This is a genomic window from Mycobacterium sp. 050272 (assembly GCF_039023525.1).
Lineage (GTDB): Bacteria > Actinomycetota > Actinomycetes > Mycobacteriales > Mycobacteriaceae > Mycobacterium.
In genome coordinates, this window is record NZ_JBCHKV010000035.1 from 1 (window position 1) to 22187 (window position 22187).

Genomic DNA, 22187 nt, shown 5'->3' on the forward strand with positions numbered 1-22187 from the left:
CGCGGTGGTAGAGGTAGGCGTGATTTGATGCGCGGCCGCGGGTCAGGGCGACGTAGGCCAGGTTGCGGCTGGCGGTGTCAGCCAGCACGGCATGGGTGGTCTCGGCGGTGACGCCTTGGGCGGTGTGCACGGTGACCGCGTGCCCGAGCTGGACATGCTCACGCAGGTAGTCACCACTGAACACGGCCCATGCTTGGTCGCCGTGCCGGCGGGCGGCGATCCGCGGATGCTCAGGGTTGGTGTCGACGGCGACGACGTGCCAGCGTTGCCCGTTGCGGACCGGCGCATCGGCCAGCGGGCCGCTACGGTCGGCGGCGGTGACGGGGAGGGTGGGGTCGTTGCTGCGGGTGACGATGACGTCGCCGGCGCTGATGTGATGGTTGCGCGCCCCGGTCACCGTCGCCACCTCGAGCCCTTCGCGGGCGCGGTCAGCGACGGTGTGGTCGTGGACCCGGCAATTCAGGGCGTCGGTGATCTCGACGGTGTCGGCCAGCAGCAGGCTGTCTTTCCCGGCCGCCAGATCGCGGTGGTGGGCGGTCAGCGCGTCGGCGGCCATGGTGACCCGATCCCCGCACGCGAGGCGGTGGTGCTCTTGGTACCAGTCGATCGCGCGGCGCACCGGGGCGGGCCCACCATCACGCAACGCCAGGGACGCGGCCCGCTCGGCAGGGTCGTGCTGGCGCCACACCTCGCTCAGGCGTTGGGTCCAGGGCAGCTCGTCACAGAGTTGGGCGAACATCCCGCCGCGCGCTTTGACCGGCGCCAGCTGGTGGGCGTCACCGACCAGCACGGTTTTCGTCCCGGCCGCCGTCGTCGCGGACAGCAGTTGGCGCCAGTGACCGGTGCCGACCATGCCGGCTTCATCGACGACGACGACGTCGAACGGCCCCAACTCCAGCTGGCCCTCGGCCAATCGTTTCAGGGCGGCGTGCATGGTGTAGCCCTCTGACGCGGCGCCTTCGGCGAGGGCGACATCGACGGCTTTGCCGGTGGGGGCGATCACGATCACCCGCGCTTTCTGGCGGCGTTCGACGATGGTGCGCAACGCCCACATCGAGGTGGTCTTCCCGGCACCGGCCGGCGCGCTCAACGGGACCACCAACTGCGGGGTGGACGCGATCGAGCTGACCACCTGGTGCTGCTGTTCGGACAGCCCCAACACCGCGGCGGTGTGCTCGGGACGCACCCACGACATCGCCCGCACATTGGTGGCGTCGACGAGGTCGAACACGCGTCGTTCCTCGGCCAAAATGAGGTCTACGGTGTACCGCTGCGAGCCCTCCCGCTGATGCGGTAAGAGTGGCCCGGACAGCCGCATCCCGACCGCGTCGACGCACGCTTCGATGAGCTGGCGCGGCGTTGCCGCGCCACGGTCGCCGGCACTGTGGGAGCCTGCGACGGGGGCGTCGATGAGGGGGAGTTGGGCGCCGATAACTTCGATCAGATCCGCGCGCGTCAACGCGGCCTTATCGCCCCGGGCGGCCATGGCCGCCACCGCGCGCCGATTCACCGCCACCCCGGTGCGGGTGACCCGCGCCGCAGCCTGGCGGGCGGTGTGTTCACGCTCGGTGCGGGCCTGGCGTTGCGCGGTCTGCGACACGTGAAAACCACGCTCGTCGGCGTGCCATTGCGCGCGCAATTCCTGCCAAGACAGGGACTCGGGTTTGCGCGGTCGGGTGGCCTTCTGCGCGGCCGCCAACTGCGCCGCCGACACCTCCTCGACAACGGTCAGATTTGACGCCGCCCACTGCCGCAACTGAGTCGACCGCTGCGACCACGCAATGATGGTTGTGGGGTCGATTCCGGCGAGCTCGGCCATCCCCGTGGAGGGGTCGACGGGGCCCCATTCGATACCGGTCAGGCGGTGCAGTTCGTGGCGCAGGGTGGCCTGGTAGATGATCCCCGCCGCACGCGCTTCATGAAACAACGACGTGCCGTCGATGGACACCAGCCGGCCATCGGCGCGGGCCTGCCGGTTGGGCACCAACACGTGGGTGTGCAGGTGCGGATCCCCCGCCCGCGAGGTCTCGTGTTGGTAGGCCGCGGCTACCAAACCGGGCAGCTTCTGCAGATCTTTCTCTCCCGTGACCGGGTTGTGCACGCGGGTGTAGCCGGCATGGGCCGCCAAGTACTCGAGCGCTTCGGCGATCGCCGTCTGATGCGCCGCCGACACCGCCTTGTCGATCACGTCGTCGCCGAACGCCCGCACCAACGACACCGACTTGGGCGCGCAGAACGTCAAATCGAACCCGTGCACACCGCTCCTGCCGTGCGCACGTCCACACTCCCCTGACGGCGCAACCCCGGCGTCCAGCCAGCGCGCCACCACGTCGGGATCAGCATCCCCACCCGCACGCTCACCGTCGGTCAAACCGACCAGTTCCGCGACCACGCGAACGTCCCCCGCGCACGTCCATACCGGGGTGCGGGTGTCGCGTTCGGCGTAGTACTCCGCCAACCCCCCGTTGGCCTTCTGCCGGTCGGCCACAGCGTCGCCGACCGCCCGCGCGGTGTCGTTGTAATAGTTCACCGACCACAACGACAACTTCGCCACCGTCAACACCGCACCACCCCCTTCACCGGCGCCAAGGGAACTCCAAAAACGACGACAACACCAAGCATCGCACACAATTGTGCAAATGTGCCATACCGTTAGAGCGGTAGAGCAGTACTGAAGTCGGGGGTGGGTTGTGAGAGGGGCAGCGGGGATGCGGGGATGCGGGGAACGGGCGAACATGGGAACAGCGAGAGGGGTGGGAGAGAAGCGGGAGGCAGTGCGGAAGACGTGAGTGAAAAGCGACGAAAAGGCCGCTGGTGGGGGTGCTGAGAGTGGCGTCTGGCCGCACCGTCAGCGCGCCGGTTCGCAACCACTAGGCGCCTCGTCGACCGAACGTTCAACGGTGCGCTCCATCGCGTCGCCGCGGACCGCACGGTGGTCTGCTGCGAGTCGGTTCATCGCGCCGCCGTGCCATGTCTGGACCGACAGCCCGATGTCGCGCCGCGCCGTTGGGCGCGTTCGGTGAGCACTCGGCGGATCTCTTCTTGGGCGGCGGTGATCCGGGCCCGCGCTGCATCGGTGAGCACCACTGGGTGCGGCGTCTGGTCGATGCTGGCGGCGGCGCAGCCGCCGGCCTTTGTCGGCGCCGTCTCGGGGGGTGTCCAGGACAGCCGTCGCAACCGGCTGGCCAGGAACGCACCGGGGTTGGCGATGTGGTCGGGCCAGGTCGTTCCTCGGGTGCGCATGTCGGCGTTGAGGGCGTCGTTGACCGCCCGCGCGGACCACACTGCGGGGTCGATGCCGGCGCCGGTGAGTGCATCGCAGATGGCACCGATGTGGGCGCGGTCGAGACCGTGGGTGAGCGCGACCAGTCCCGCGGCGAGTTTCTGGGTGGCCAGCGGTCGCGCGGTAGCGCGCCGCGGCCGGGCTTGTCGCGTGTTGTCGCAGCATCGGTTGGCGGGCGCGCTTGCGCGCCCGCTTGGTGAGTAACTCCCTACGGGAGAAGAACAACTGACACCGCCTGACGGCGGTAGGTGGAAATCATGCACGAGCGGTGGGGTCGCTGGACGGGCTTCGCGACGCGGGACCAGGTGGTACACCGAGGGTCGGCGGCCGACGCTGGGTGTGGTTGTCGAACCGTGGCCGCGTTGGGCTTCCACGGCCCATCTGGAGGCCCGCAGCACGCGCCAGGCGGCGGTGACGGTGCGTACGTCGCAGCCCACCTTGTCGGCGATTGTCGCGCGGGTGACGGCGACGTGGCGGCCGGTGCCGTGATCGGCGTGCTCGGCCATCACCGTGGCGATCGACAACAGCGTGGCCGTGGTGATCGACACCCGCGCCTCAGCGCACAGCTGTCCGAACGCCGGGGAGTGCACCCACCGAGACAGCCCGTCGAGCCACCCGGCGCGACTGGTCCACATCGGCGCGGACGGTGCGCAGGAGCCCGCGCGCGTCACCCAGTCACGACGACGCTCATTGGCGTGCGCACGAGCCACATGGGGGCTGCTGGAACCGGCGCTGCTGAGTGCAGCGCCGAGTGGTGCCGGCCGCGCGCTGCTGGCGCGCTGGGAACCGGTGTGGAGGTCACGATTCGCGCACTCTTTTCGCGGCGTATCTAGAACCGCAGTAGAACGTGCGCTACCGTGAGACGTGACCGGCAAAGTCATCGTCCCTTCGGGGATATCGGGTGCGGACCCGGAACCGAGCGCCAACTCGGTTCGAAACCCCCGACAGGGCCTCGCTAACGCGGGGCCTTAGTCATGTCAGCGGGAGAATCCGCACACCAGCTATTCAGATGTCACGTAGGCCAAGACGCCCTGCCCTCCAAGCAAAGTTTGGGGTCCTGGCGGGTGATCACATCGCCAGCGGCAGAACCTCCTTGTCGAGTTCGCGAACAGCCTCGGGACGCCCGACCGCGATAGCGAGCAGGTCGGCCGAAAGCTGGCTGACGCTTGTGCCGCGTTCGGCGGCCATTTCGCGAAGCCGGGCGTAGACGGATGCGTCAGCGCGAACCTTGATCTGCTCGCGCGGACCTTTGTGCGGTTGGGCCATGCACCTGATCTTCACGCAGAAAGACCCATGTACCTGGTACCGACACGCGCACATCCCGCCTCTCCTTTCACACGGCTACCGTTCGGCTTGTGATCGATGCAGCCGAGCTGGAGGCGGCCATCACGGCGGTGTACACGGCCCAGCTCCCGATCCCGACGTGGTGGCCGGCTGAGGCGCGGTCGGCGTTCATCGAGGAATACGCCAGCGAGGCGGCCTGCATGGTGCTCTCGGAGATGGACTCGATCGGCGACCGGATGAGCGACTGGGCGGCCCGATCACACGTCAGCGACGCGGATGAGTCCACGATGATCGCCTCGGCGCAACAGGTTCTGCTCAACGAGGCCTGCAGCGAAGTGCAGTACGACCTGACCGAGATGATCGCCAACAGGAGCGCCCAATTGACGGCCGAAGCTGTCTTCAACCACGGTCCGCCTCGCGCGCAGCAACACGTGGTGTGGCCGATGGCTCATCAGGGCCGACTTTAGGCCGCCGCGCCGACGACGCGCGCGGCGTTCGAACCGGTGCAGCATGGGCCGCCGAGCATGTCCAGGATCGGGGCGCCGGTCGATGCGGGTCCGTGGATCACCGACCGCAACACCCGTTCGAAGGCGAGATCCACTGCCGGGGCGTCCTCCAGGAGCAGATCGAGGAGCTTCTCTGCGGCGGGGGTGTTGAACGGATTGGCTGTCAGCTGCGCACACAGCGCACGGACCTGGGACGCGAAGTCCCGAACCGCACTCACGTCGTCTTGGACCGTGCCGGGAGTTTCCATGCCCTCACTGTAAGAGCGTGCGTGCATACATGCAAGCAACTTGCGTGCAAACTACTCCTAGTCCTGCATGTAGGATGCGTGCATGCCCAATTCGGCTGGGGATGCTCTCGACGGCGGTATGCCCGGCGCTGCCGGTAACGCGCTGCCCTTGCGTAAGCGGCACCAGAAGGTGCCGTTGAACACCTATGTGCGGCCAGGCACGCAGCAGCGCGTGGAGGTGTTGAAGGACCGCGGGTATGCGGTCACCGACATCGTGGATGCGGCGCTCAACGAGTTTCTGGACCGGGCCGGCGTGCCTCAGTCCGAATAGCCCTTCGCTCCCCCTCATGACCAGCTTTTCCGCTACTTCCTCGTAGTGGCCCGTGTGCGCGGTGGGTGGTGGCTGTCCAGGCTCGACCGTAGGTCGACCGCGCAGCGGCGGTTACCGGCCTTGACGGCCACCACCCATCGTTTCGCCACAATCGAGGCCGAGGAAGACGTACGTGCGCAATTGAACGCTTTAGCGTTATAGCGCTATAACGCTAAAGCGTTGTTTAGGCGCGTTTGCGGCCGGGGCCGCTATGGGTGGCGGCGCTGCGTTGCAGCTCAGCGACGATTTCTGCTGGGGTGAGCTGTTCGGCGAGCCGGGTAAGCGCCAGTCGGACGACGGCGCTGCGAGTGGCGTCGACGCGTGGCTTGGTCGCGCGGGCCGCTGCGCGCACAGCCTCGAGGGAGGCGTCCGTGGTGTCATCGAGGTAGATCGACACTTTCGTGAGGTCGGTGCCGGAGGCCGGCGGGGTCGTCGTCGAGGCAACAGGGGCCGCCGGCGGCTGCGCCTTGGGCGGTTCGGATACGGCTGCTGGCGATGGTGCGGCGGGCATGTCGACCGGCGTGCGACGCGGTTGGTGTCGCGGCGGCGGGATTGTGCGGCGCGATGTGGTCGACTTCGAGCGCATGGCGGTGAGCGAGTCCAGGCCGTCAGCCATTGACGTACTCCTTCACGAAGGTGCTGAGACCGGTGAGCGCGGCCGCGACTTTCTGTAGCGACTTCGCAGGTGGCGCTTCGGCGGTGATGGCGATGCGCTTCTTGCGTGTTCCTACGTGCAGCGCGGTCGGTATCGGTGGAGCGACCTGTACGGGTGTGTTGGCGATGATGCTGCGCAGTCGCTGAATTTCGGCGGCCGGTGGTGTTGTGGGGACGAAGTTGGGGACGATGACGAGCGGGTAGTCGGCCGCCTCATTGACCAGCTCGGCGGTGGCGTCGAGTTCAGCGGTGCGTAGCGCAGTCGGGGCCAGCACGATGTTGGCCACGGCCAGGGCACCGTGGGCAGCTGGGCTGGCGCCGGGATGGGTGTCGACCACGATCCACGGTTTGCCCCATTCGGATGCCCATTTGGTGAGGGCATCAGCCATGGTGTTGGCGTCGGGCTGGTGGTCATAGAGATCGGGATGACCTGGAATGAGGTCGGGCTTCTTGAATCCGCGTAGCGGCCGCGGCGCGGTGGCGCCCGCTTCCAGTGCATCCAGAAGCCGTGATCGTGGGTGATCTTGGGGGCGATACCCCCACTTGGCCGTCACGCCTCCCCCGTCGTGCTCTAGATCGACGAGAACCGCATCCAGCAGATGGGCCAGCTCGTAGGCCAGGAAAGACTTGCCCACACCACCCTTACGGGAGTGGCACACAGCAATGTTGACTGTCACATCAGCATTATAGCGCTGTAACTCTGTAACGCTTAAGTGCTACAACGTTTTACCGTTTAAGTTCTATAACGTTAGAACGACAGAAGGTTATAACGCTTTCCGGGCTCACGCCGTGGACCCACTCACGGCTTCCGACACGTACGCGCGGCCTTGGTTTCGTCCGCTGGGCGTTGTCCTGTTCTGAGTCAACTTCCACTGCGACAGATCGCCCATCTTTGCTGCTCAGAGTGCTATCGGCCGAAGTCCTGCACGGTGGTTTACTAGCTTCCCGCTTATGCAACGAGTAGGGCAGCTTCCCTGCACACCCTGTATTTCTGCCTGCGGCGACCTCGAAAGTATGGACCGCGCTGACCGCGCGGCGCCGGAGCCGCTCCGCCGTTCCGGTCGTATACGCCCAATGGAGCACCGCCCATGAGTACCAACGCCGCCGTCGTCAGCATCGTTGCGATCGTCTGCTTCTGCCTTCTAGCAGCCTATGTCGTTCGCACCACCGGCTCGACCACCGGCATTACCGATATCGGCCGCGCAGTAGCCGACATAATCGATGCGCTTACCGGGCGACGGTGATCTCGCTCATGCACCACGTCAAGGACGTGACTGCAAGAGCGAGTCGACGGTGCTGGTCTGTCGGATGTAGTGCCGGAGGTCGGGAGAGATGTAACCGGCGTAGCGGCGCATTCGGCGAATCAGGTTGTTGACGTCGGCGACGCGGACGGGCTCGTGGTGAGCTACCCGGTTGCGCGCCTTACGCATGTCATCGAGGCCGGAGTGAATTTTGTGTCGCTGGGACCCGGCCGGGTAGAGAGCTTCCAGATGTGGGTTCCAGAGAAGCGTCGTGTGCCGCGAGCTGGTCAGCAGGACCCAGAACCCGAAGGTCAGCTCGGCAAGGATTTTTCCGGGAGGGGCGGACGGGCCGCCGGCCTTGGTGCGTGCGGAGGCCAGGTCGGCGTGGGTGCGGGCGTCGTTGCCCGGTACCGCCGGGAATAGCGCGGTGAATGAAGCTGGGTCGGTCCAGTGGGCTTCGCCTGGCTGGACGGCGTTCATGAGTGCCCGGTCGTAGAAGTTGCGAAGGCCAACTTCGAGGTGGGCAAAATCGTGCAGCAGTGCGGCGTTGAGCTGGGTGTTCCATTCGTGCAGGTCGAGAGCACGGGTGCGGTCCCCACCGGCCAGGAGCATGTACGTGTGGAATCGCTGGGGGCTCAACCATTGTTCAACCCAGGGGCCCGGTGCCGTCACCGTTGAGTTCTATCAGGGGTCCACGTACGATTGGGTGCATACAGACCGGTGTGACGTGTAGCGCGTGCCCGGTTAAAGCCAGGAAGAGCCCGGTATTCGGTCCTTGCGACCGACCCGGGCTCTTTGCTTTGAGCAGCGCTGTCTGCGGCTGAAAGGCCATCTTTCGGTCGCGGTCCAGGGCCCCAGAGCCCTCCGCTATGCCGAAACATGTCGGTTCGACCTGGGACAATGGTCGCAGCACGGCCCGCGACCACTTGCCTGGAAAAAACTTTCTCCAGATTTCAGGGGTAGGCCGTACGCGCGGACTTAAGAGGAAGCGACAACCGTAGGGATCGGTTGTCTCTTTCTCGCCTCCTGGAGATGTAGCCATGGATCGACCGGCACGCCGCCCCGGCCCGCCCGTTGATGCCGCGCGCTTACAACCGGACAACCAGGGCGACATCCAGGACGTCGACGAGGGCTTGGTCGGTGCCTGGCTCGACGACCCTGATCTGGCCGCCGAACTGGCCGCCGAGCTGGAACGACTGCGGCGTCTTCAAGCCGATGAGGAGCTGCTGCTGGCGCTGCAGTTGGAGCAATTCACCGGCCGGCTGTGGGAGCGGTTCTCCCGCGAACTGACCCGCTACGGCCTCGGCGTGCTGCGCGCCTGGATCCGCCACGGCACCATCTACGGCAAGGCCAAGACGCTGACCGGCTACGGTCTGGGCCGCATCGAGGGCTGGCCCGACGACCAGACCATCGACGACATCGCCACCGACACCGTGGTCGCCGCGCTGATCTACTTCCGCGACAAGGTGCTCAAGACCCACCGCTGGCAACCCTCGGGAGGTGCATCGCTGAGCACCTTCTTCATCGGCCAGTGCCTCTATCAGTTCGCCAACATCTACCGCAGCGCACTGCGGGCCGAGAAAGAGCGCATCCAGGAGGCCACCACGCCGATGGACGAACTCCCTGAAGACGAGTTCGACGTCATCAAGGGCATCGAGGAGACCATCGTCGCCAACGACACCGTGGCCGAAGCGATGGCCCTGCTGACCACCGACCGGGCGCGCCAAGCACTGTTCCTGCAGGAACACGGCTTCACCCAGCGCGAGATCGCCAACAAGCTGGGGCTGCGCGACGCCAAGAGCGTGGAAAACCTCCTCGGCCACCAACTCCGCCAACTCCGAAACCGAAAGAGGACGTCGTGACCACCATCAAGCACCTCACCGCACTGATCGACGCCAGCTCGTTGGGCACCCCCACCGCGCGGGCAGCCCGCAGGTCGGTGACCGCCGCCGAAGGCGACGCCCTGGCCCGCCGCGCCTCCGAGGGCGACCGAAACAATTCCGGGGAATTCAGGGATCGAGCCGACGAGCGCACTTATAGACCGGTATCCGGCTCAACACCGGGCCGGACAAACCGAAAGGACAAGACAATGGCCAAGGGCCATCACCGCAGCGCGACCACCGGTCGCTACGTCAAGGCGTCCACCGCGGCGCGCAACCCCAAGACCACGGTCACCGAACGGGGCGCCAACCGCAGCAGCGGAACCCATCACCGCAGTGCCATCACCGGCAAGTTCGTGAAGGGCTCCACGGCCGCACGTCACCCCAACACCACCGTCACCGAACGCGGTTGAGCATCAACCAGATTCGGCAGTGTCCCCTCGGCTCGACAGGCGGGTCGAGGGGACACCAGACCGACCCACTTCCGAAAGGCGAAATCCCATGATCCGTACCACCGTTGAAGCCCTCGGCGGCGCGCAAGCCGTCCCCAGTGAGCTGATCCCAGTCCGCGAACTGCATCAGCGCCTGATCAATCAGGTGACCACCAGTGGCGGCAACATCGTCCTGGCCGACACCGCCGGCAAGCCCGCCGCCGTTGTCATGTCCCTTCAGCGCTACGAGCAGCTGCTCAACGAGCTGAACACGCTGCGCCGCATAACCGCCGACAACGCCTGATGGCGGGGGAGGGGCATCACGTGCTGACCGCCGACGACGTGCGAGCTCTCGACCGACGCGCACGCAAGGTGGGAGACGTTATCGGCTGGGATCTGCAGTTCGTCGTCGCCCCCAACGCGGAGTACGTCGGTCTGGCGGCCGGCGGCGGCGCTGAACACACTGACGAGATCATCGTCCTCGGCCCCAGCCGGATCACCGATCTCGCCGTCCACGAGATAGACCTCGCACTCGACGCACTCCAGCGCGGCGAACGGCACATCATCCTCGACGAAGACGGCGACCCCCGGCTCATCTGAACAGGCGGGGCGTTCTTTTCTACGGCTCGCCAGTCCGACCCGCATAGCGGTCCCGGGCGGCTCGGCGTTCACCATTGGCGGTGTCGCTGTTGAACTCCGACGCCAGCTGGGCGTAGCCGACATCGAGGTCATCCGGGTCGGGCTCGACTTCCACGTGAATCACTTCGACCTCATTTTGGGGGAAGGCCGTAGCGGGCGCGGATCTCGTCTTCGCCGAACGTGCGGCCGGCGGCGATGTCGGCGTCTGCTTCTCGTAGCGTTTCGCGGAGACGCGCCACGTCAACGGATGGATCATCGATGGGCCAGTCATCGAGATCATCAACAGGCCAGTCGTCCTCGGCAGACGGCTCATCGCGGTCATCCGGGATACCGAGGTCGGGCCGTTGACGCACCGGCGCGGGGGAGCAGCGGCCCTGCACCACCCCGGTATCGCCGCTCTCTTCCGTCACCTTCGCAGGATAGGCCGCCTCGCCGAACACGGGGAGCTAGCCGCAGTTCGCCAACCGTGCACGATCATGATCCAGAGCAGTAAAGATGTTCGGATGGCTCAGAGCGACCGCATCTCCGCCGACATCCTGCTGTCGTTGCCCGTGGAGTTGAAAGAGCGGATGGTCAACACCATTACGTGGACACGGCCGTACACCGGCATCAGTCACCAGCAGAAGTTCATCCGCAAAGCCATCACCGACCTGTGCGACCGCTTTGAAGAGGAGTTCAACGCCGGTGAGGCGTTCGAGCCGGGAGCCGTCATCCCCGACGAATGACACATCGTCCCCGACGAAGCAGCGCAACACGCCCAGGTTGCCTGCTTCCATTCGGATGCATCTAGCTGCGAGTACAGTGAACGGGGTGCCGTTAGTGCGCCCAAAATCCGGTTGATGCCAGCACATTCCCCAGACTTTTCTGTCACCCCGCTTAGGCCTTGATGCCGGTAGACTTGCCGCACAATCGCAGTAGCACGACTGTGTCCACATCCGGTCGCTACCCTCGAAAACCTTCTCTCCCGCCCCGTTAGCGGGCTCACCGAACAACTGCACACACAGCCAGTTCCGTAGGTTATCCAGCCATCGAAATGTACTGCTGGACTGATCTTTTCATGGTTTCACCCATGAGAAGGCGCGTTATTTGCGCGTCGAAGCCGGGTCTTCCCGGCTTTTTTTGTGCCCGGCCCCGGTCGGGCACTTTCTGTTGGTACACCTCGCAAGGAGGTCAATATGGTCGTCTCGGGCGCGTGGAATCTGATCTGGATTCTGCCTGTGCTGGTGATGGTCTACCAAGCGGTGTTCTGCCGGCGCGATGAGCCGTCAGAACGCATCGTGGCCATCCTCGGTGGGCTCGCCGAGATCGTGGGCGCCGCCGCGGCTGCGCTTCGCGAGTGGCTTCGGTAGCCCCCTGAAATGAGCGTCCTTTCCGCCGGGAGAAAGCTGCCGATGCCGCCGTAGCCTCCTTGTGCGCGGACGTCCCCGTCAGCGGCTTCACGCGCATTACCACGCTGGCTTTCGCCTCGCAGTCGTCGAATCTCGATTTCGACGCGCGAGGCTTTTTCATGCCCAGACACGGCCAGGGGCCGCTCCTGCGCGGTCACATAGGCCGTCACATGGCGGACCAGCGACCAGTTGCGGGCGGCCTACTGCAGCACTCGACGGACCCATGTACCGATCGGGGCATTAAGGCAGCGACCGGACCCGGGCTCGCCCGACACCAGACGACGCCAGTGCTGCGCCGGATGTGGCTGGCAGCTGAGGACCGGCCAGCTCGACTGTGAGTCCTGGTCGAAAAGGACGTCGTCAGCCTGAATTGCTTCGATGAGCACCCACTGAGTGCTGATCTGGTTTCTCATGCCCGTGAACGGTAGTTCGACGCCGAATACTCTGCTGCACAGCTTTTTGGCGGCCTCGCGCGCTCCTGAGTGGGGCACGGGATTTTCAGACCCAACCGGGCCGCTTGCGGGCCGGGCGGGAGCCGTCTCGTGTCTTTTGCGCCAGACCGGGGGAGCCAGGCCCCGCTCGAAGGCTAGCCGCGGCGCGACGGGTGGCGAGCGTCTGCGATCTGCTGCAGCTCGTCGAGGGACAGCAGGTAGTCCTCTCGGTGGAATCCGCGGTCGCGGCTGGCCTTGATGCGGCGGTGTTCGGCAACCATGCGCATGTAGGTGTCGAGCATGAGGGAGTGAGAGTTCCCCTCGTCGTTGCTCTTCCACTGTTCGTGCAGTTCAGCCCACCGGCCGTCGCTCATGAGGAACTCGACGTAGCGGGCCATGTGGTTTTCGAGGCCGTCGTTGCCGTCGAAGCCCCGGAATTCCAGCTCGTACTTGAGGTCCTCGTCGACTGCGGTCCCGTCCTTCTCCAGCCGCCGGATGCTGAAGGTGATGATGCGGAACATGTCGAGGATGTCCAGGACACGGCCACAATCACGCTTGGACAGCTCGGGGCTGAACCCGGCGACTTCACGCCAGTACTCCCCGGTGTAGCCCGCCTCGATCACCCGCGCACGCCCCAGCTGATAACCGAGGTCTCCGTCCACGTCGTCGTTGTCCTCGGGCAGCACGCGCGCGAGGATGCGGTGAAGCAGGGAAAGCACCTGCCGGTCAGCAATCCGCATCGTCTCCGGCGCCGGCAGGTCACCGTGGTCCTCCTTGGACTCATAGCCAGGGACGAGCGCGGCCATGAGTAGATCGCGGACGTACTCGCTGACGGTGACACCCTCGGCGTCAGCCATGTCCTTGAGTTCAGCGCGGACCTGATCGTCGACTCGGATATTCAAGACAGCCATATCGCCCTCCTTAACGTAATTTTGTATGACAAACAATAAACAGTGTCACACAACACTACGTGTGTGACAAGGGTGTTCAGGGGGACACGGTGTCGCCAGGAGCTGTTCTCGTTTCTAGAGAAACGAGACAGCAGTACGCGGCCCACCTTGCGGTCGAATAGCGCCAGGTCGCACCGTCTCATTTCTTGTCTCATACCGCGTGTCTCAGATCTTCAATGTCGGAGGTCGATGAGACGGTGGTGGCGTGACAACGATCCTTGGGTATGCGCGGGTGAGCACCGCGGGCCAAGACCTCGATGGACAGCTGGTCGCACTTGCTGCCCAGGGCATCGAATCCGGCCAGATCTTCACCGACAAGCTCTCGGGTGCGGTGAATACCGACCGGCCAGGCCTGTCGGCCCTGCTGCACTACGCCCGCGAGGGCGACACCGTGGTCGTCACCGCCATCGATCGTCTCGGGCGTTCCGTCGCCGAAGTTACTCGCACAATCGCGGAACTCGGCGAACGTCGAATCCTGTTGCGCGCCTTACGTGAAGGCATAGATACCGGCACACCGACAGGCCGCGCGGTGGCCGCCATCATGGCCACCCTGGCCGAGCTGGAGCTCGAGCTCGGCCGCGAGCGCCGTGCCGCTTCTCGTGACTCCAGGCGGGCGCGCCGCCTGCCGGCCACTAAGCCCGCCAAACTGACCCTTGAAAGGCAGCAACAGCTCCGTCGTCTCGCTGAGACCGGAGAACCCGTTCATGAACTCGCTAAAGCGTTCGGCATCAGCCGAGCCACGGCATACCGGTACCTCGCTGCACCCGTGGACAGTCAAGTCCTGGAGTCGAGGCAGCCGTCATGAATCTGACCGAGCTGGGCGCGGCCCTTGGCCCCTTTTTCGATATCTCAGGCAGCCCCTCACACCAGCAGCTCCGCGATGCATTCGCCCGCCACGGCCTCGGTCATCTCGACCCCGCGCCAGAGGGAAGGACATCGAACGGGTCCCACCTGGGCAAGATGAAGCGAATCCGACATGTCTTCGCCTCACCAGCAGCGCACAACGCGACTGCGGGGCTGCCCTTGGCCCGAGAACTTGTGGCGCTGTGTCGGGCCCACGGGGGCTTCAACCCTGACAGCGAGAGTTACGCCGGCAGTGCGAGAGTGACCCAGCTCGTCCAACGCCTTCGCTCCGCTCGGCTTCACACTCGAACCCGACGGGTCCACACGGCCGACCGTCATCGACAACCTCAGCGGCACAGAACTCACAGTGACGCTGCGCAGCTACGTCGACAGAATCAACTCCAGCCCCGACGACGCACCTCTACAGGTCGGCACTGGCAAGGAACTCGACGAAGCCGCCGCCCGGCACGTTCTGACAGAACTTCTGGGTGACTACCCGGTGTCGGGCAACTTCCCGGTCACGTTGACCAGTGCTTTTACCGCTATCGGCATGGCCACCCCCACGGAGCTGCCGAAGCTCGATCCCGACCCGCACCGCGCAGTGCATCAATGTCTGTTCCTGCTGGCCACCGCGGTCAATCGACTCCGAAACGACGCCGGCACCGGCCACGGGAACTCGACGGCGGCTGAGGCTCTAGCGGCCAGGACCCACTCCTGACGGCAACCCACGATCACATGTAGGCAAAGCCCCAGCCTCCCTATACTGTCTAGATGCACCCCACCAAAAGCGGGGTGGTCCAACAAATTCAGTCCGGTTCACGGGGGCGGGGTCTCTGTTCTTTTGCATTAACTGGTGAAATTGTTGCCTTTGCGATTGAGTGGAGCCCCATGGAGGACGATCCGCAGCCGAGCTTGGGGGCGGCCCCCACGCCGCCGGCGGAAAGGCGGCGGGATATCTCGGCGATGGCGGGTGCAGCGGACCATTCCGGCGAGCCGCACGGTGGCGGCGTTGCGGGCAGGTTGAACTGGTTGCGGGCGGCAGTTCTTGGCGCGGACGATGGGATCGTGTCGGTCGCCGGCATCGTGGTCGGCGTCGCGGGTGCCACCACTTCCCGCGGCCCCATTTTCACTGCCGGATTGGCTGGGTTGGTCGCGGGAGCGGTATCGATGGCGCTCGGAGAGTACGTGTCGGTCGCTAGCCAACGTGATAGCGAAGCCGCCCTAGTAGACAAGGAACGCCGGGAGCTACGCGAGCTGCCCGACGACGAGCATGCCGAGCTAACTGCGATTTATGAGGCCAAAGGACTCTCACCGCAGACCGCCGCGCAAGTCGCCGCCGAGTTGAAGAACCACGACGTGCTGGCCGCACATCTCGACGCCGAACTGAATATCGACCCCGATGACCTCGCCAACCCGGTTCACGCAGCGGGCGCATCGGCGGCAGCTTTCACTGTCGGTGCGTTGCTGCCGCTGCTGGCCATCTTGCTGCCCCCGCCCAGCTTGCGGGTGCCGATTACCTTCGCGGCCGTGCTGGTTGCGCTCGGCCTGGCCGGAGCACTCGGCGCGCGCATCGGCGGCAGCAACATTCGCCGCGCCGTGCTGCGTATCGTGATTGGCGGCGCGCTTGGATTGGCGTTCACCTACGGTATTGGGCATCTTTTCGGAACGGCAATCACCTGACCCTCCTCACAACCCAACATGTTCAAATATCGTGACGGGATGGGCTAGCGGTGACCCGACCGAACGCTGCAAATCGGCGACATTCGAGATCCTGTTAACGAAGCGAGGTCATTGCCGCCGCCCTGCTAACTGCGCGAAAGGAAAGAAGAACGGTGCACACAACTGACAGTAACCGGTGAGCCGCGCGCCAAGGCAATGCGATCCGAGAACCCGTCGCGACGCCGACTGGTCGGCAGCTCGTGTGACCGTCGACGACCAAGGCGTCACCTACCGAGTCCTGTGGTCAGCCGAATACTGCGTGTACCTAGGGCTGTGTGACTCCTACCCCAGGCTGTCATGGCAGGCGGAGAACGTAAATGACGCACTCGACGGAATTCGGCGGCAAGTCCAGGAACGCGCACAACGGTGAGTCGCTAACGCATTTGCACGGTGAAACCGAAACTAATTACCGCTGTTGGCGTTGTCGCCCCATACCGCCCGGGACCCGGCATCACCGATCCGCACGACTGCAACGATGGACGAAATTCCTACGACTACCGCCAGAAGCAGCACCGCGATATTGGCGGCGGCTCGGCGCTTGTCGGATCGGCCCTCCAGCCAGTGCAAGAAGGCCAGCGCAACGGCGACTAGGAGAAGCGCAATCGAGAAGTAGATCATCTGTTCGCCGCGCTCGGCGTGTGTCTGCAGTATTGCGGTCGGGTCTTTTTCCTGGTCCAGTAACCACTGGCCCGCTTCGGTGGTCAGCGGCGTCAACACGGTTGTCACTACTGCCATGGCCAATACCAGCCAGACCAGCCGACGCCTGGCTGCCGGCCAAAGTCCGCATAACATCTCCAAGAGCGCGGTCGCTGGCGCGAGGACGACGACGAGATGAACCAGCAGAACATGGGCCGGCAGGCCTGCGATCGTGGTAATTGTCAACTCCTGATTGGGTCGGGCCTTCATTTGGCGAAGGGAATCACCGGGCTAACTTCGAGGGCCTGGGTCACGTCGGGAAGCAGTTGACACGTCAAGGACCTGCATGACGAGCGTGCGAGTTGATAGGTCCAGCACACCTTAGCTATTGGCCCGGTACCTGGCGTGCCGATACCGATTCATCTCCGTACATCGGTGCGGTCATCAGGCGTCGGAGGGTTGGCCTGCTGCGGAGTTCGTGTCCGTTTTGCCCTGTTGGTTGCGCACGCCTGATGCAACGGCGTCGCCGAGGTTGTGGTCCACGTTGTGCCAGTAGGTGAATGCGCGTTGCAGAATCGGTTCGGATACGCCGTCGAGTAGGTGGCCGACGATGTTGTCGATTAGTCGCTGGCGCTGCTCGTCGGTGAGTACCTTGCGGACTAGGGTGCCGGCTTGGCCCCAGTCGTCGTCCTCGGAGCGCAACGTGTACGCGGCGCGGACCATGTCACCGTCGGCGTGCCAGAGCCCGGCATCGTCGGTGCGGGACGGGTCGGCCGTCGGGCCGCCGTAGGAGTTCGGCGCGTACACCGGGTCGGCGACGTTATGGACCCGCATCGGCCCGTCTTTGCTGTAGCTGTGCACGGGTGCGTGCGGGGCGTTCACCGGGATCTGCTTGTAGTTGACACCGAGGCGGGCGCGGTGGGCATCGGAGTAGGCAAACCCCCGGGCCAGCAGCATCTTGTCGGGGCTCAAACCAATACCCGGCACGAGGTTGTTCGGTTCGAACGCGGCCTGTTCGATCTCGGTGTGGTAGTCGGTGGGGTTGCGGTCCAGTGTGAGGCGGCCGACCTCGGTGAGCGGGTAATCGGCGTGCGGCCACACCTTGGTCAGGTCGAAGGGGTTGAACCGGTAGGTCCTGGCGTCCTCGTAGGCCATGATCTGAACGTTGAGCGTCCAGCTGGGGAAGTCGCCGCCGGCGATGTGTTCGTAGAGGTCGCGGGTGTGATAGTCGGCGTCGGCCGCCGCCATCTGATCGGCCTCGTGCTGGGTGAAGCATTCGATGCCCTGGTTGGTTATGAAGTGGTACTTCACCCAAAACTTCTCACCGTGCGCGTTGGCCCACATGTAGGTGTGGCTGGAATAGCCGTTCATGTGCCGCCAGGTCCGCGGGATCCCGCGGTCTCCCATCAGCCAGGTGACCTGATGCGCTGACTCCGGGGAGAGCGTCCAGAAGTCCCACTGCATGTCGTGGTCGCGCAGGTTGTTGTCCGCGCGGCGCTTCTGTGAGCGGATGAAGTGCTGAAACTTCAGCGGGTCGCGCATGAAGAACACCGGGGTGTTGTTGCCGACCATGTCGTAGTTGCCCTCGGCGGTATAGAACTTCAGCGAGAACCCGCGGGGGTCGCGCCAGGTGTCGGGGCTGCCGCGCTCGCCGGCGACGCTGGAGAACCGGATCAGGGTGTCGGTCTTGGTCGCTGGCTGAAACACCGCCGCCCGGGTGAAGGCGCTCACGTCGTGGGTCACTTCGAAGTGGCCGAACGCACCGCCGCCCTTGGCGTGGGGCTGACGCTCGGCAATGCGTTCCCGGTTGAAGTTCGCCATCTGCTCAATGAGGTAGTGGTCGTGCAGCAGGATCGGCCCGTCGGGGCCGACGGTGAGCGAGTGCTCGTCACTGGGGACCGGGGCACCGGAATCGGTGGTGGTGGGGGGGGTTGGCTGCGGTCGGGTCATTGCTGGTGTCTCCTTGTGTACTGGTGACGACTTGTTGTTTCGAGAATCACTGGACTGGGGTCGAGGGGGGATTCAAAGGCGACTCGATCGTGGGCGCCGGTTGCGCGTAGCGACCGGCGGACTCTCGGACTATCTCGGTGGCCGGTGGCGGGACAGGGCCGTGGTCGTCGGCGTTGACGAGGCGGAAGACCAACGCAGCAACAGCGGCGCCAACCAGCTCGGCCACCAGGTAAAGCCATAGGTTTGACCACGAGAAAATCCCGATGACGCTGCCGCCGATCGCGACGGCCGGGTTGAACACCCCCCCGCTGACTCCGCCCACGGCTATCGCGCCGGCAGCGACGGTGAAGCCGATCGCGAGCCCGTAAAACGAGTTCACCGGATGGTCCTTGCTGGTGGCGACGTTGAGCACGACATAGGCCAGCGCGAAGGTGAACAGAAACTCCGCCAGCAAGGCTGCACTCATGGTTCGGCCGGTGAAGCTCAGCGCCGCCGGGGTCGACGAGGTCGGACTGATGACCAGGTTGGCCGCGGCTGCGGCCAACCCGCCGCCGAGAATCTGGGCCAGCCAGTAAGCAGGTAAGTCCATCAGCGGCAGCCTGCCGCGCAGATACACCGCCAGGCTGACGGCCGGGTTGTAGTGTCCGCCCGAGACATGGCCGCCGGCGTAGACCATGACCATCAACACCGACCCGATGGCCAGCGGGGCCAGCGCTGACGTGGTGAGGACAACACATGCGACGGTGAACACCAACCCGAACGTGCCGATGAACTCCGTCGCGTACTTGCGCATCTTCGCTCCAACCAATCGTGGGTGCGGCGCCGAGGTGGTGAGCCGCCCGCGAAACCCACGCCGGGCGGCCAATTTGGCATCGCTCGCGACATCGGTTCCTGACCCAGACAGTGCCAACCAGTTCTGCGAAACTTCTGGGAGACCACAGTTCACCGCCCTCTACCGTGCGAGGATTCGCGCTATGGCATCTGCCCGCACCGGCGCTGCCTGCTCCACGCCGGCCGCTGACGGCCACCTCCTAGTGATCGAGGACGACCGCCAGCTCGCGGCGCTGCTCGAACGCTTGTTCCTCGGCCAGGGGTACACCGTGGACCTGGCCCACGACGGCCAGGCCGGCTTGCACCGAGGACTCAGCCGCTCGTACACCGCGATGGTGATCGACCGCGGATTACCCGTGCTCGATGGGGTCGAACTCCTGTCACGCCTGCGGTCTCGCGGCGTGGTCACCCCGGCGCTGGTCCTCACTGCTCACGGCACCCTGTCCGACCGTGTCGAGGGCCTGGATGCCGGCGCCGATGACTACCTGGTCAAGCCGTTCGAGATACCCGAGCTGCTGGCGCGGCTGCGCGCGCTGCTGCGCCGCCACAGCGAACATGCCACGTCGCTGCCGGTCTGCGGGCGACGGTTCTACCCGCAGCAACGTCACGTCGTCGATGACGACGATAGCGGGGACCCCGTCGAGCTGACCGCCCGCGAATGCGCACTCCTGCAGGTCCTGGCCATCAGACCGGGACGCACTTTCACCCGCGAGGAACTCCTGGCACGGGTCTTCGACGGCGCGGAGCGTCCCGGCGCGGTGGACACCTACGTCAGTTACCTGCGCCGCAAGCTCGGTAAGGACGTCATCGTGACCATCCACGGCCTCGGCTACCGCCTCGGTTCCGCGTGACGCGCCGCCGCGAAACTCAAACCCCCGCCGAGCTGGCCGATGCCGCGGTGCTGCGAAGGGCAGGACGCAGCGCCGCACTACGGTCGGCTGTGCTGCTGGCCGCGGCGCTGGTCGTCATCGGTCTGCTGGTCTACCTGGTCGACAGCCACCGCCAGCGGCAAGCCACCGATCGGGAACTCGCTGACATCAGCCGCATCGTTGACGATGTGACCGATCCACCGCCGGGTATGGCCTTGGCGTTACGCAGCCCTAATGGAACGGTCAGCCTCAGTGCGAACGCCCCACCAGGTGCCACCTCGTTTCTTGATCTGCCCACCGGGTACAAGGACGTGTCGGACAACGGCGTCGACTACCGACTGTTGGTGCAGGACAACAAAACTGGACGAGTCGCGGCGCTAGTCGACCAGCGACCCCGGAAAGCGGATGAACAACGCCTGCTCGCCTCATTGGCCGGGGCCGAGATCCTCGGGATGCTCGGCGTCGCAGCTGCGCTGGGGATAATGTCGCGCCGCGCCGTCCGGCCCCTCGCCGACGCCCTTGCGCTACAGCGCCGATTCGTCGCCGACGCCTCCCACGAACTGAGAGCACCGCTGACCGTGTTACACACCCGCGCTCAGATGCTCGCGCTGGAAGCCACCCACGAACCGATCAGCGAGCCGATGCAGCGCGAGATCGCCGGCCTGGTCGCAGACACCCGCGCGCTGGGAGAAGTGGTGAACGACCTGCTGGTCTCCGCTGAACGCGCCGCACACCCCGAGAGATGGCAACATCTCGATCTCGTCGCCCTCGCCAAGCAGGTGCGAGACAGCTACCGCGCGCACGCCGCCGCCGCAGGCGTCGGCCTCGAGGTCGTCAGCGACAGCCGGACCGTGCCGCTGACAGGATCAGGCCCGGCACTGCGGCGAGCAGTCTCAGCCCTCGTCGACAATGCGATCGCACACGAGCGACCCGGTGGCCGGGTGGAATTACGAATTGATCACGATGACAGCGCTATTCGCCTGGCAGTCGCCGACAGCGGAATCGGCCTCAACCCTGACCAGACCCAGCAGTTATTCACCAGGTTCGCCCACGGTCCCACCCGACCCGACGGTCAGCGCCGCTACGGGATCGGGCTGGCCCTAGTACAGGAAATCGTCGCCGCACACGCCGGACGCCTCGTCGTCGAAGGCGCTAGCGGCCGCGGCGCCACATTCACCATCCTCCTGCCCCCCACACCGCAACCGAACCCCACCCACACACTCATCGGCAAAACTAGACAGACACTCCGCCGCCCATTCCGACAAGGCCCCGACCACCGCGGTAGCGCGCGGACCGACGCGTGCTGCCGGAATGCGCGCCGCCGTTGGCGGATAGGTCGGCGCGACAGCGTAAAAGCTGAACAGGAACGCGGCGAGCGTGGCGAGTCTGATGCCAACAGCGATCATTGATCGTGTCCTTCTCGACGGCGGCCTCGACCACCTGCCGCGCAATCGGTTAACGCGTCGCGATCCAAGCGCAGCCCGCGCATCCGCGCGCTACATCGCCGCCAGCTCGACCCACTCCGAGCGGTGTGACCGTGGTGTCCTCAGTCGTGGGGATGCGCCTCAGCGACCGCGTCGATCCGGCCGGTGTCAAGTACGGCCGCCGGGTCAGAGGCTGAGGTCATAGCCCTGGTCCCTTTCCTGGCTCCGGGATTGGCTCTGGTCGAGCCCCAGTACGCGGTCGAGGGCTCGATCCCGTTGTCTACGTTGAGATCTCCGATGGCTGATGAGTCGGGCGGTGACGGTGCGGTGATGTTCGGCGACGAGGGAGGCGACCCGGTCGGGTAGCTCATAGTCGGGGGTCTCGGCCGCGGTGTGGTGGGCCGTGCGGGCGGGGGTGTCGTGGCCGATGATCTGGCGCAGCACCCGGCCGGCTTGGGTGGGGCTGCCGCGGTGGGCCAGGTGTACCCCGTCGGTCCCGGATAGGTCGCGGTGTTGGTGGTCGCCTTCGCCGACCGCGCGGTGGTAGAGGTAGGCGTGATTTGATGCGCGGCCGCGGGTCAGGGCGACGTAGGCCAGGTTGCGGCTGGCGGTGTCAGCCAGCACGGCATGG

General features: G+C 65.4%; 28 protein-coding genes and 1 pseudogene. 14 read left to right on the forward strand and 15 right to left on the reverse strand.

Features of this window, described 5'->3' with window-relative positions:
• From mobF to AAHS21_RS30980, 3 genes are all read right to left on the reverse strand, one after another.
• Nucleotides 1-2563 (reverse strand): MobF family relaxase (mobF, locus tag AAHS21_RS30970; protein ID WP_342931157.1); only part of this gene is annotated, 2563 nt, incomplete at its 3' end.
• Between the two features lie 389 nt (nt 2564-2952).
• Nucleotides 2953-3918 (reverse strand): rep protein, encoded by a 966-nt coding sequence (locus tag AAHS21_RS30975; RefSeq protein ID WP_237159636.1) that lies wholly within the window; start codon nt 3916-3918, stop codon nt 2953-2955.
• 433 nt (nt 3919-4351) lie between these two features.
• Entirely contained in the window at nt 4352-4549 is a 198-nt protein-coding gene (locus AAHS21_RS30980; protein ID WP_036405108.1) for a ribbon-helix-helix protein, CopG family, read from the reverse strand.
• A gap of 89 nt (nt 4550-4638) precedes the next feature.
• Here AAHS21_RS30980 and AAHS21_RS30985 point away from each other — a divergent pair, with 89 nt between their 5' ends.
• Entirely contained in the window at nt 4639-5034 is a 396-nt protein-coding gene (locus AAHS21_RS30985; RefSeq protein ID WP_342931158.1) for a hypothetical protein, read from the forward strand.
• Here the strand turns inward: AAHS21_RS30985 and AAHS21_RS30990 are convergent.
• Nucleotides 5031-5321, reverse strand: coding sequence for a hypothetical protein (locus tag AAHS21_RS30990; RefSeq protein WP_083123067.1), 291 nt, complete (start codon nt 5319-5321; stop codon nt 5031-5033). The two genes, AAHS21_RS30985 and AAHS21_RS30990, sit on opposite strands and share 4 nt — an antisense overlap.
• Before the next feature lie 82 nt (nt 5322-5403).
• Between AAHS21_RS30990 and AAHS21_RS30995 the strand changes: the two genes are divergently transcribed.
• Entirely contained in the window at nt 5404-5631 is a 228-nt protein-coding gene (locus AAHS21_RS30995; protein ID WP_083123068.1) for a hypothetical protein, read from the forward strand.
• 223 nt (nt 5632-5854) lie between these two features.
• On the opposite strand, the gene AAHS21_RS31000 is transcribed toward AAHS21_RS30995, so the two are convergent.
• Both AAHS21_RS31000 and AAHS21_RS31005 read right to left on the reverse strand, forming a co-directional pair.
• Nucleotides 5855-6286, reverse strand: a complete 432-nt coding sequence (locus AAHS21_RS31000; RefSeq protein WP_083123069.1) for a hypothetical protein — start codon at nt 6284-6286, stop codon at nt 5855-5857.
• Nucleotides 6279-7001, reverse strand: coding sequence for a ParA family protein (locus AAHS21_RS31005; RefSeq protein WP_083123070.1), 723 nt, complete (start codon nt 6999-7001; stop codon nt 6279-6281). Before AAHS21_RS31005 ends, AAHS21_RS31000 begins: the two co-directional genes overlap by 8 nt.
• Before the next feature lie 411 nt (nt 7002-7412).
• On the opposite strand from AAHS21_RS31005, the gene AAHS21_RS31010 reads away from it, so the two are divergent.
• Nucleotides 7413-7568, forward strand: a complete 156-nt coding sequence (locus AAHS21_RS31010; protein ID WP_165760958.1) for a hypothetical protein — start codon at nt 7413-7415, stop codon at nt 7566-7568.
• Nucleotides 7569-7586: 18 nt separating this feature from the next.
• On the opposite strand, the gene AAHS21_RS31015 is transcribed toward AAHS21_RS31010, so the two are convergent.
• Complete coding sequence (locus tag AAHS21_RS31015) at nt 7587-8237, reverse strand: CAAX protease (protein WP_083123071.1); 651 nt, start codon at nt 8235-8237, stop codon at nt 7587-7589.
• Nucleotides 8238-8605: 368 nt separating this feature from the next.
• Between AAHS21_RS31015 and AAHS21_RS31020 the strand changes: the two genes are divergently transcribed.
• The 4 genes from AAHS21_RS31020 to AAHS21_RS31035 all read left to right on the forward strand — a co-directional run bounded on the left by AAHS21_RS31020 (nt 8606) and on the right by AAHS21_RS31035 (nt 10476).
• The gene (locus tag AAHS21_RS31020; protein WP_083123072.1) at nt 8606-9427 is read left to right on the forward strand and encodes a Fis family transcriptional regulator; all 822 of its coding nucleotides are present in this window, start codon (nt 8606-8608) and stop codon (nt 9425-9427) included.
• On the forward strand, nt 9424-9858 hold the full coding sequence (locus AAHS21_RS31025) for a hypothetical protein (RefSeq protein ID WP_110918828.1): 435 nt from the start codon (nt 9424-9426) through the stop codon (nt 9856-9858). Before AAHS21_RS31020 ends, AAHS21_RS31025 begins: the two co-directional genes overlap by 4 nt.
• Nucleotides 9859-9946: 88 nt before the next feature.
• Nucleotides 9947-10180, forward strand: coding sequence for a hypothetical protein (locus AAHS21_RS31030; protein ID WP_083123073.1), 234 nt, complete (start codon nt 9947-9949; stop codon nt 10178-10180).
• Between the two features lie 20 nt (nt 10181-10200).
• Nucleotides 10201-10476 carry a hypothetical protein gene (locus AAHS21_RS31035; protein ID WP_237159637.1) on the forward strand — a complete coding sequence of 92 codons (276 nt, stop codon included), beginning with the start codon at nt 10201-10203 and terminating at the stop codon, nt 10474-10476.
• Nucleotides 10477-10495: 19 nt separating this feature from the next.
• Here the strand turns inward: AAHS21_RS31035 and AAHS21_RS31040 are convergent, their stop codons facing one another.
• Together AAHS21_RS31040 and AAHS21_RS31045 are read right to left on the reverse strand one after the other, a co-directional pair.
• Nucleotides 10496-10639, reverse strand: a complete 144-nt coding sequence (locus AAHS21_RS31040) for a hypothetical protein (RefSeq protein WP_165760960.1) — start codon at nt 10637-10639, stop codon at nt 10496-10498.
• A gap of 7 nt (nt 10640-10646) precedes the next feature.
• Nucleotides 10647-10925: a hypothetical protein gene (locus tag AAHS21_RS31045; protein WP_272818755.1), complete on the reverse strand. Its 279-nt coding sequence runs from the start codon at nt 10923-10925 to the stop codon at nt 10647-10649.
• A gap of 93 nt (nt 10926-11018) precedes the next feature.
• Between AAHS21_RS31045 and AAHS21_RS31050 the strand changes: the two genes are divergently transcribed.
• Both AAHS21_RS31050 and AAHS21_RS31055 read left to right on the forward strand, forming a co-directional pair.
• Entirely contained in the window at nt 11019-11240 is a 222-nt protein-coding gene (locus AAHS21_RS31050) for a hypothetical protein (RefSeq protein WP_237159638.1), read from the forward strand.
• A 450-nt stretch (nt 11241-11690) separates the two neighbouring features.
• The gene (locus AAHS21_RS31055; protein ID WP_165760961.1) at nt 11691-11864 is read left to right on the forward strand and encodes a hypothetical protein; all 174 of its coding nucleotides are present in this window, start codon (nt 11691-11693) and stop codon (nt 11862-11864) included.
• A 239-nt stretch (nt 11865-12103) separates the two neighbouring features.
• On the opposite strand, the gene AAHS21_RS31060 is transcribed toward AAHS21_RS31055, so the two are convergent.
• The gene (locus tag AAHS21_RS31060) at nt 12104-12316 is read right to left on the reverse strand and encodes a hypothetical protein (protein ID WP_342931159.1); all 213 of its coding nucleotides are present in this window, start codon (nt 12314-12316) and stop codon (nt 12104-12106) included.
• Between the two features lie 173 nt (nt 12317-12489).
• On the reverse strand, nt 12490-13245 hold the full coding sequence (locus AAHS21_RS31065) for a YfbU family protein (protein WP_083123076.1): 756 nt from the start codon (nt 13243-13245) through the stop codon (nt 12490-12492).
• A 244-nt stretch (nt 13246-13489) separates the two neighbouring features.
• Between AAHS21_RS31065 and AAHS21_RS31070 the strand changes: the two genes are divergently transcribed.
• The 3 genes from AAHS21_RS31070 (at nt 13490) to AAHS21_RS31080 (ending at nt 15807) form a co-directional block, all read left to right on the forward strand.
• Nucleotides 13490-14089 carry a recombinase family protein gene (locus AAHS21_RS31070; RefSeq protein WP_083123077.1) on the forward strand — a complete coding sequence of 200 codons (600 nt, stop codon included), beginning with the start codon at nt 13490-13492 and terminating at the stop codon, nt 14087-14089.
• A gap of 405 nt (nt 14090-14494) precedes the next feature.
• Nucleotides 14495-14845, forward strand: a complete 351-nt coding sequence (locus tag AAHS21_RS31075) for a hypothetical protein (RefSeq protein ID WP_237159639.1) — start codon at nt 14495-14497, stop codon at nt 14843-14845.
• 245 nt (nt 14846-15090) lie between these two features.
• Nucleotides 15091-15807 carry a VIT family protein gene (locus tag AAHS21_RS31080; protein WP_342931160.1) on the forward strand — a complete coding sequence of 239 codons (717 nt, stop codon included), beginning with the start codon at nt 15091-15093 and terminating at the stop codon, nt 15805-15807.
• Between the two features lie 441 nt (nt 15808-16248).
• Here the strand turns inward: AAHS21_RS31080 and AAHS21_RS31085 are convergent, their stop codons facing one another.
• From AAHS21_RS31085 to AAHS21_RS31095, 3 genes are all read right to left on the reverse strand, one after another.
• Nucleotides 16249-16722 (reverse strand): DUF2231 domain-containing protein, encoded by a 474-nt coding sequence (locus tag AAHS21_RS31085; RefSeq protein WP_110918829.1) that lies wholly within the window; start codon nt 16720-16722, stop codon nt 16249-16251.
• A gap of 204 nt (nt 16723-16926) precedes the next feature.
• The gene (locus AAHS21_RS31090; protein WP_083123063.1) at nt 16927-18432 is read right to left on the reverse strand and encodes a catalase; all 1506 of its coding nucleotides are present in this window, start codon (nt 18430-18432) and stop codon (nt 16927-16929) included.
• Nucleotides 18433-18478: 46 nt separating this feature from the next.
• Nucleotides 18479-19225 (reverse strand): aquaporin, encoded by a 747-nt coding sequence (locus AAHS21_RS31095; RefSeq protein WP_083123064.1) that lies wholly within the window; start codon nt 19223-19225, stop codon nt 18479-18481.
• Between the two features lie 181 nt (nt 19226-19406).
• Between AAHS21_RS31095 and AAHS21_RS31100 the strand changes: the two genes are divergently transcribed.
• Nucleotides 19407-20114 (forward strand): response regulator transcription factor, encoded by a 708-nt coding sequence (locus tag AAHS21_RS31100; RefSeq protein WP_083123065.1) that lies wholly within the window; start codon nt 19407-19409, stop codon nt 20112-20114.
• Nucleotides 20111-21541, forward strand: a complete 1431-nt coding sequence (locus tag AAHS21_RS31105) for a HAMP domain-containing sensor histidine kinase (RefSeq protein WP_237159635.1) — start codon at nt 20111-20113, stop codon at nt 21539-21541. Before AAHS21_RS31100 ends, AAHS21_RS31105 begins: the two co-directional genes overlap by 4 nt.
• 201 nt (nt 21542-21742) lie before the next feature.
• Here AAHS21_RS31105 and AAHS21_RS31110 read toward each other — a convergent pair.
• Nucleotides 21743-22187 (reverse strand): annotated as a pseudogene (locus tag AAHS21_RS31110) (AAA family ATPase); the annotation flags it as partial.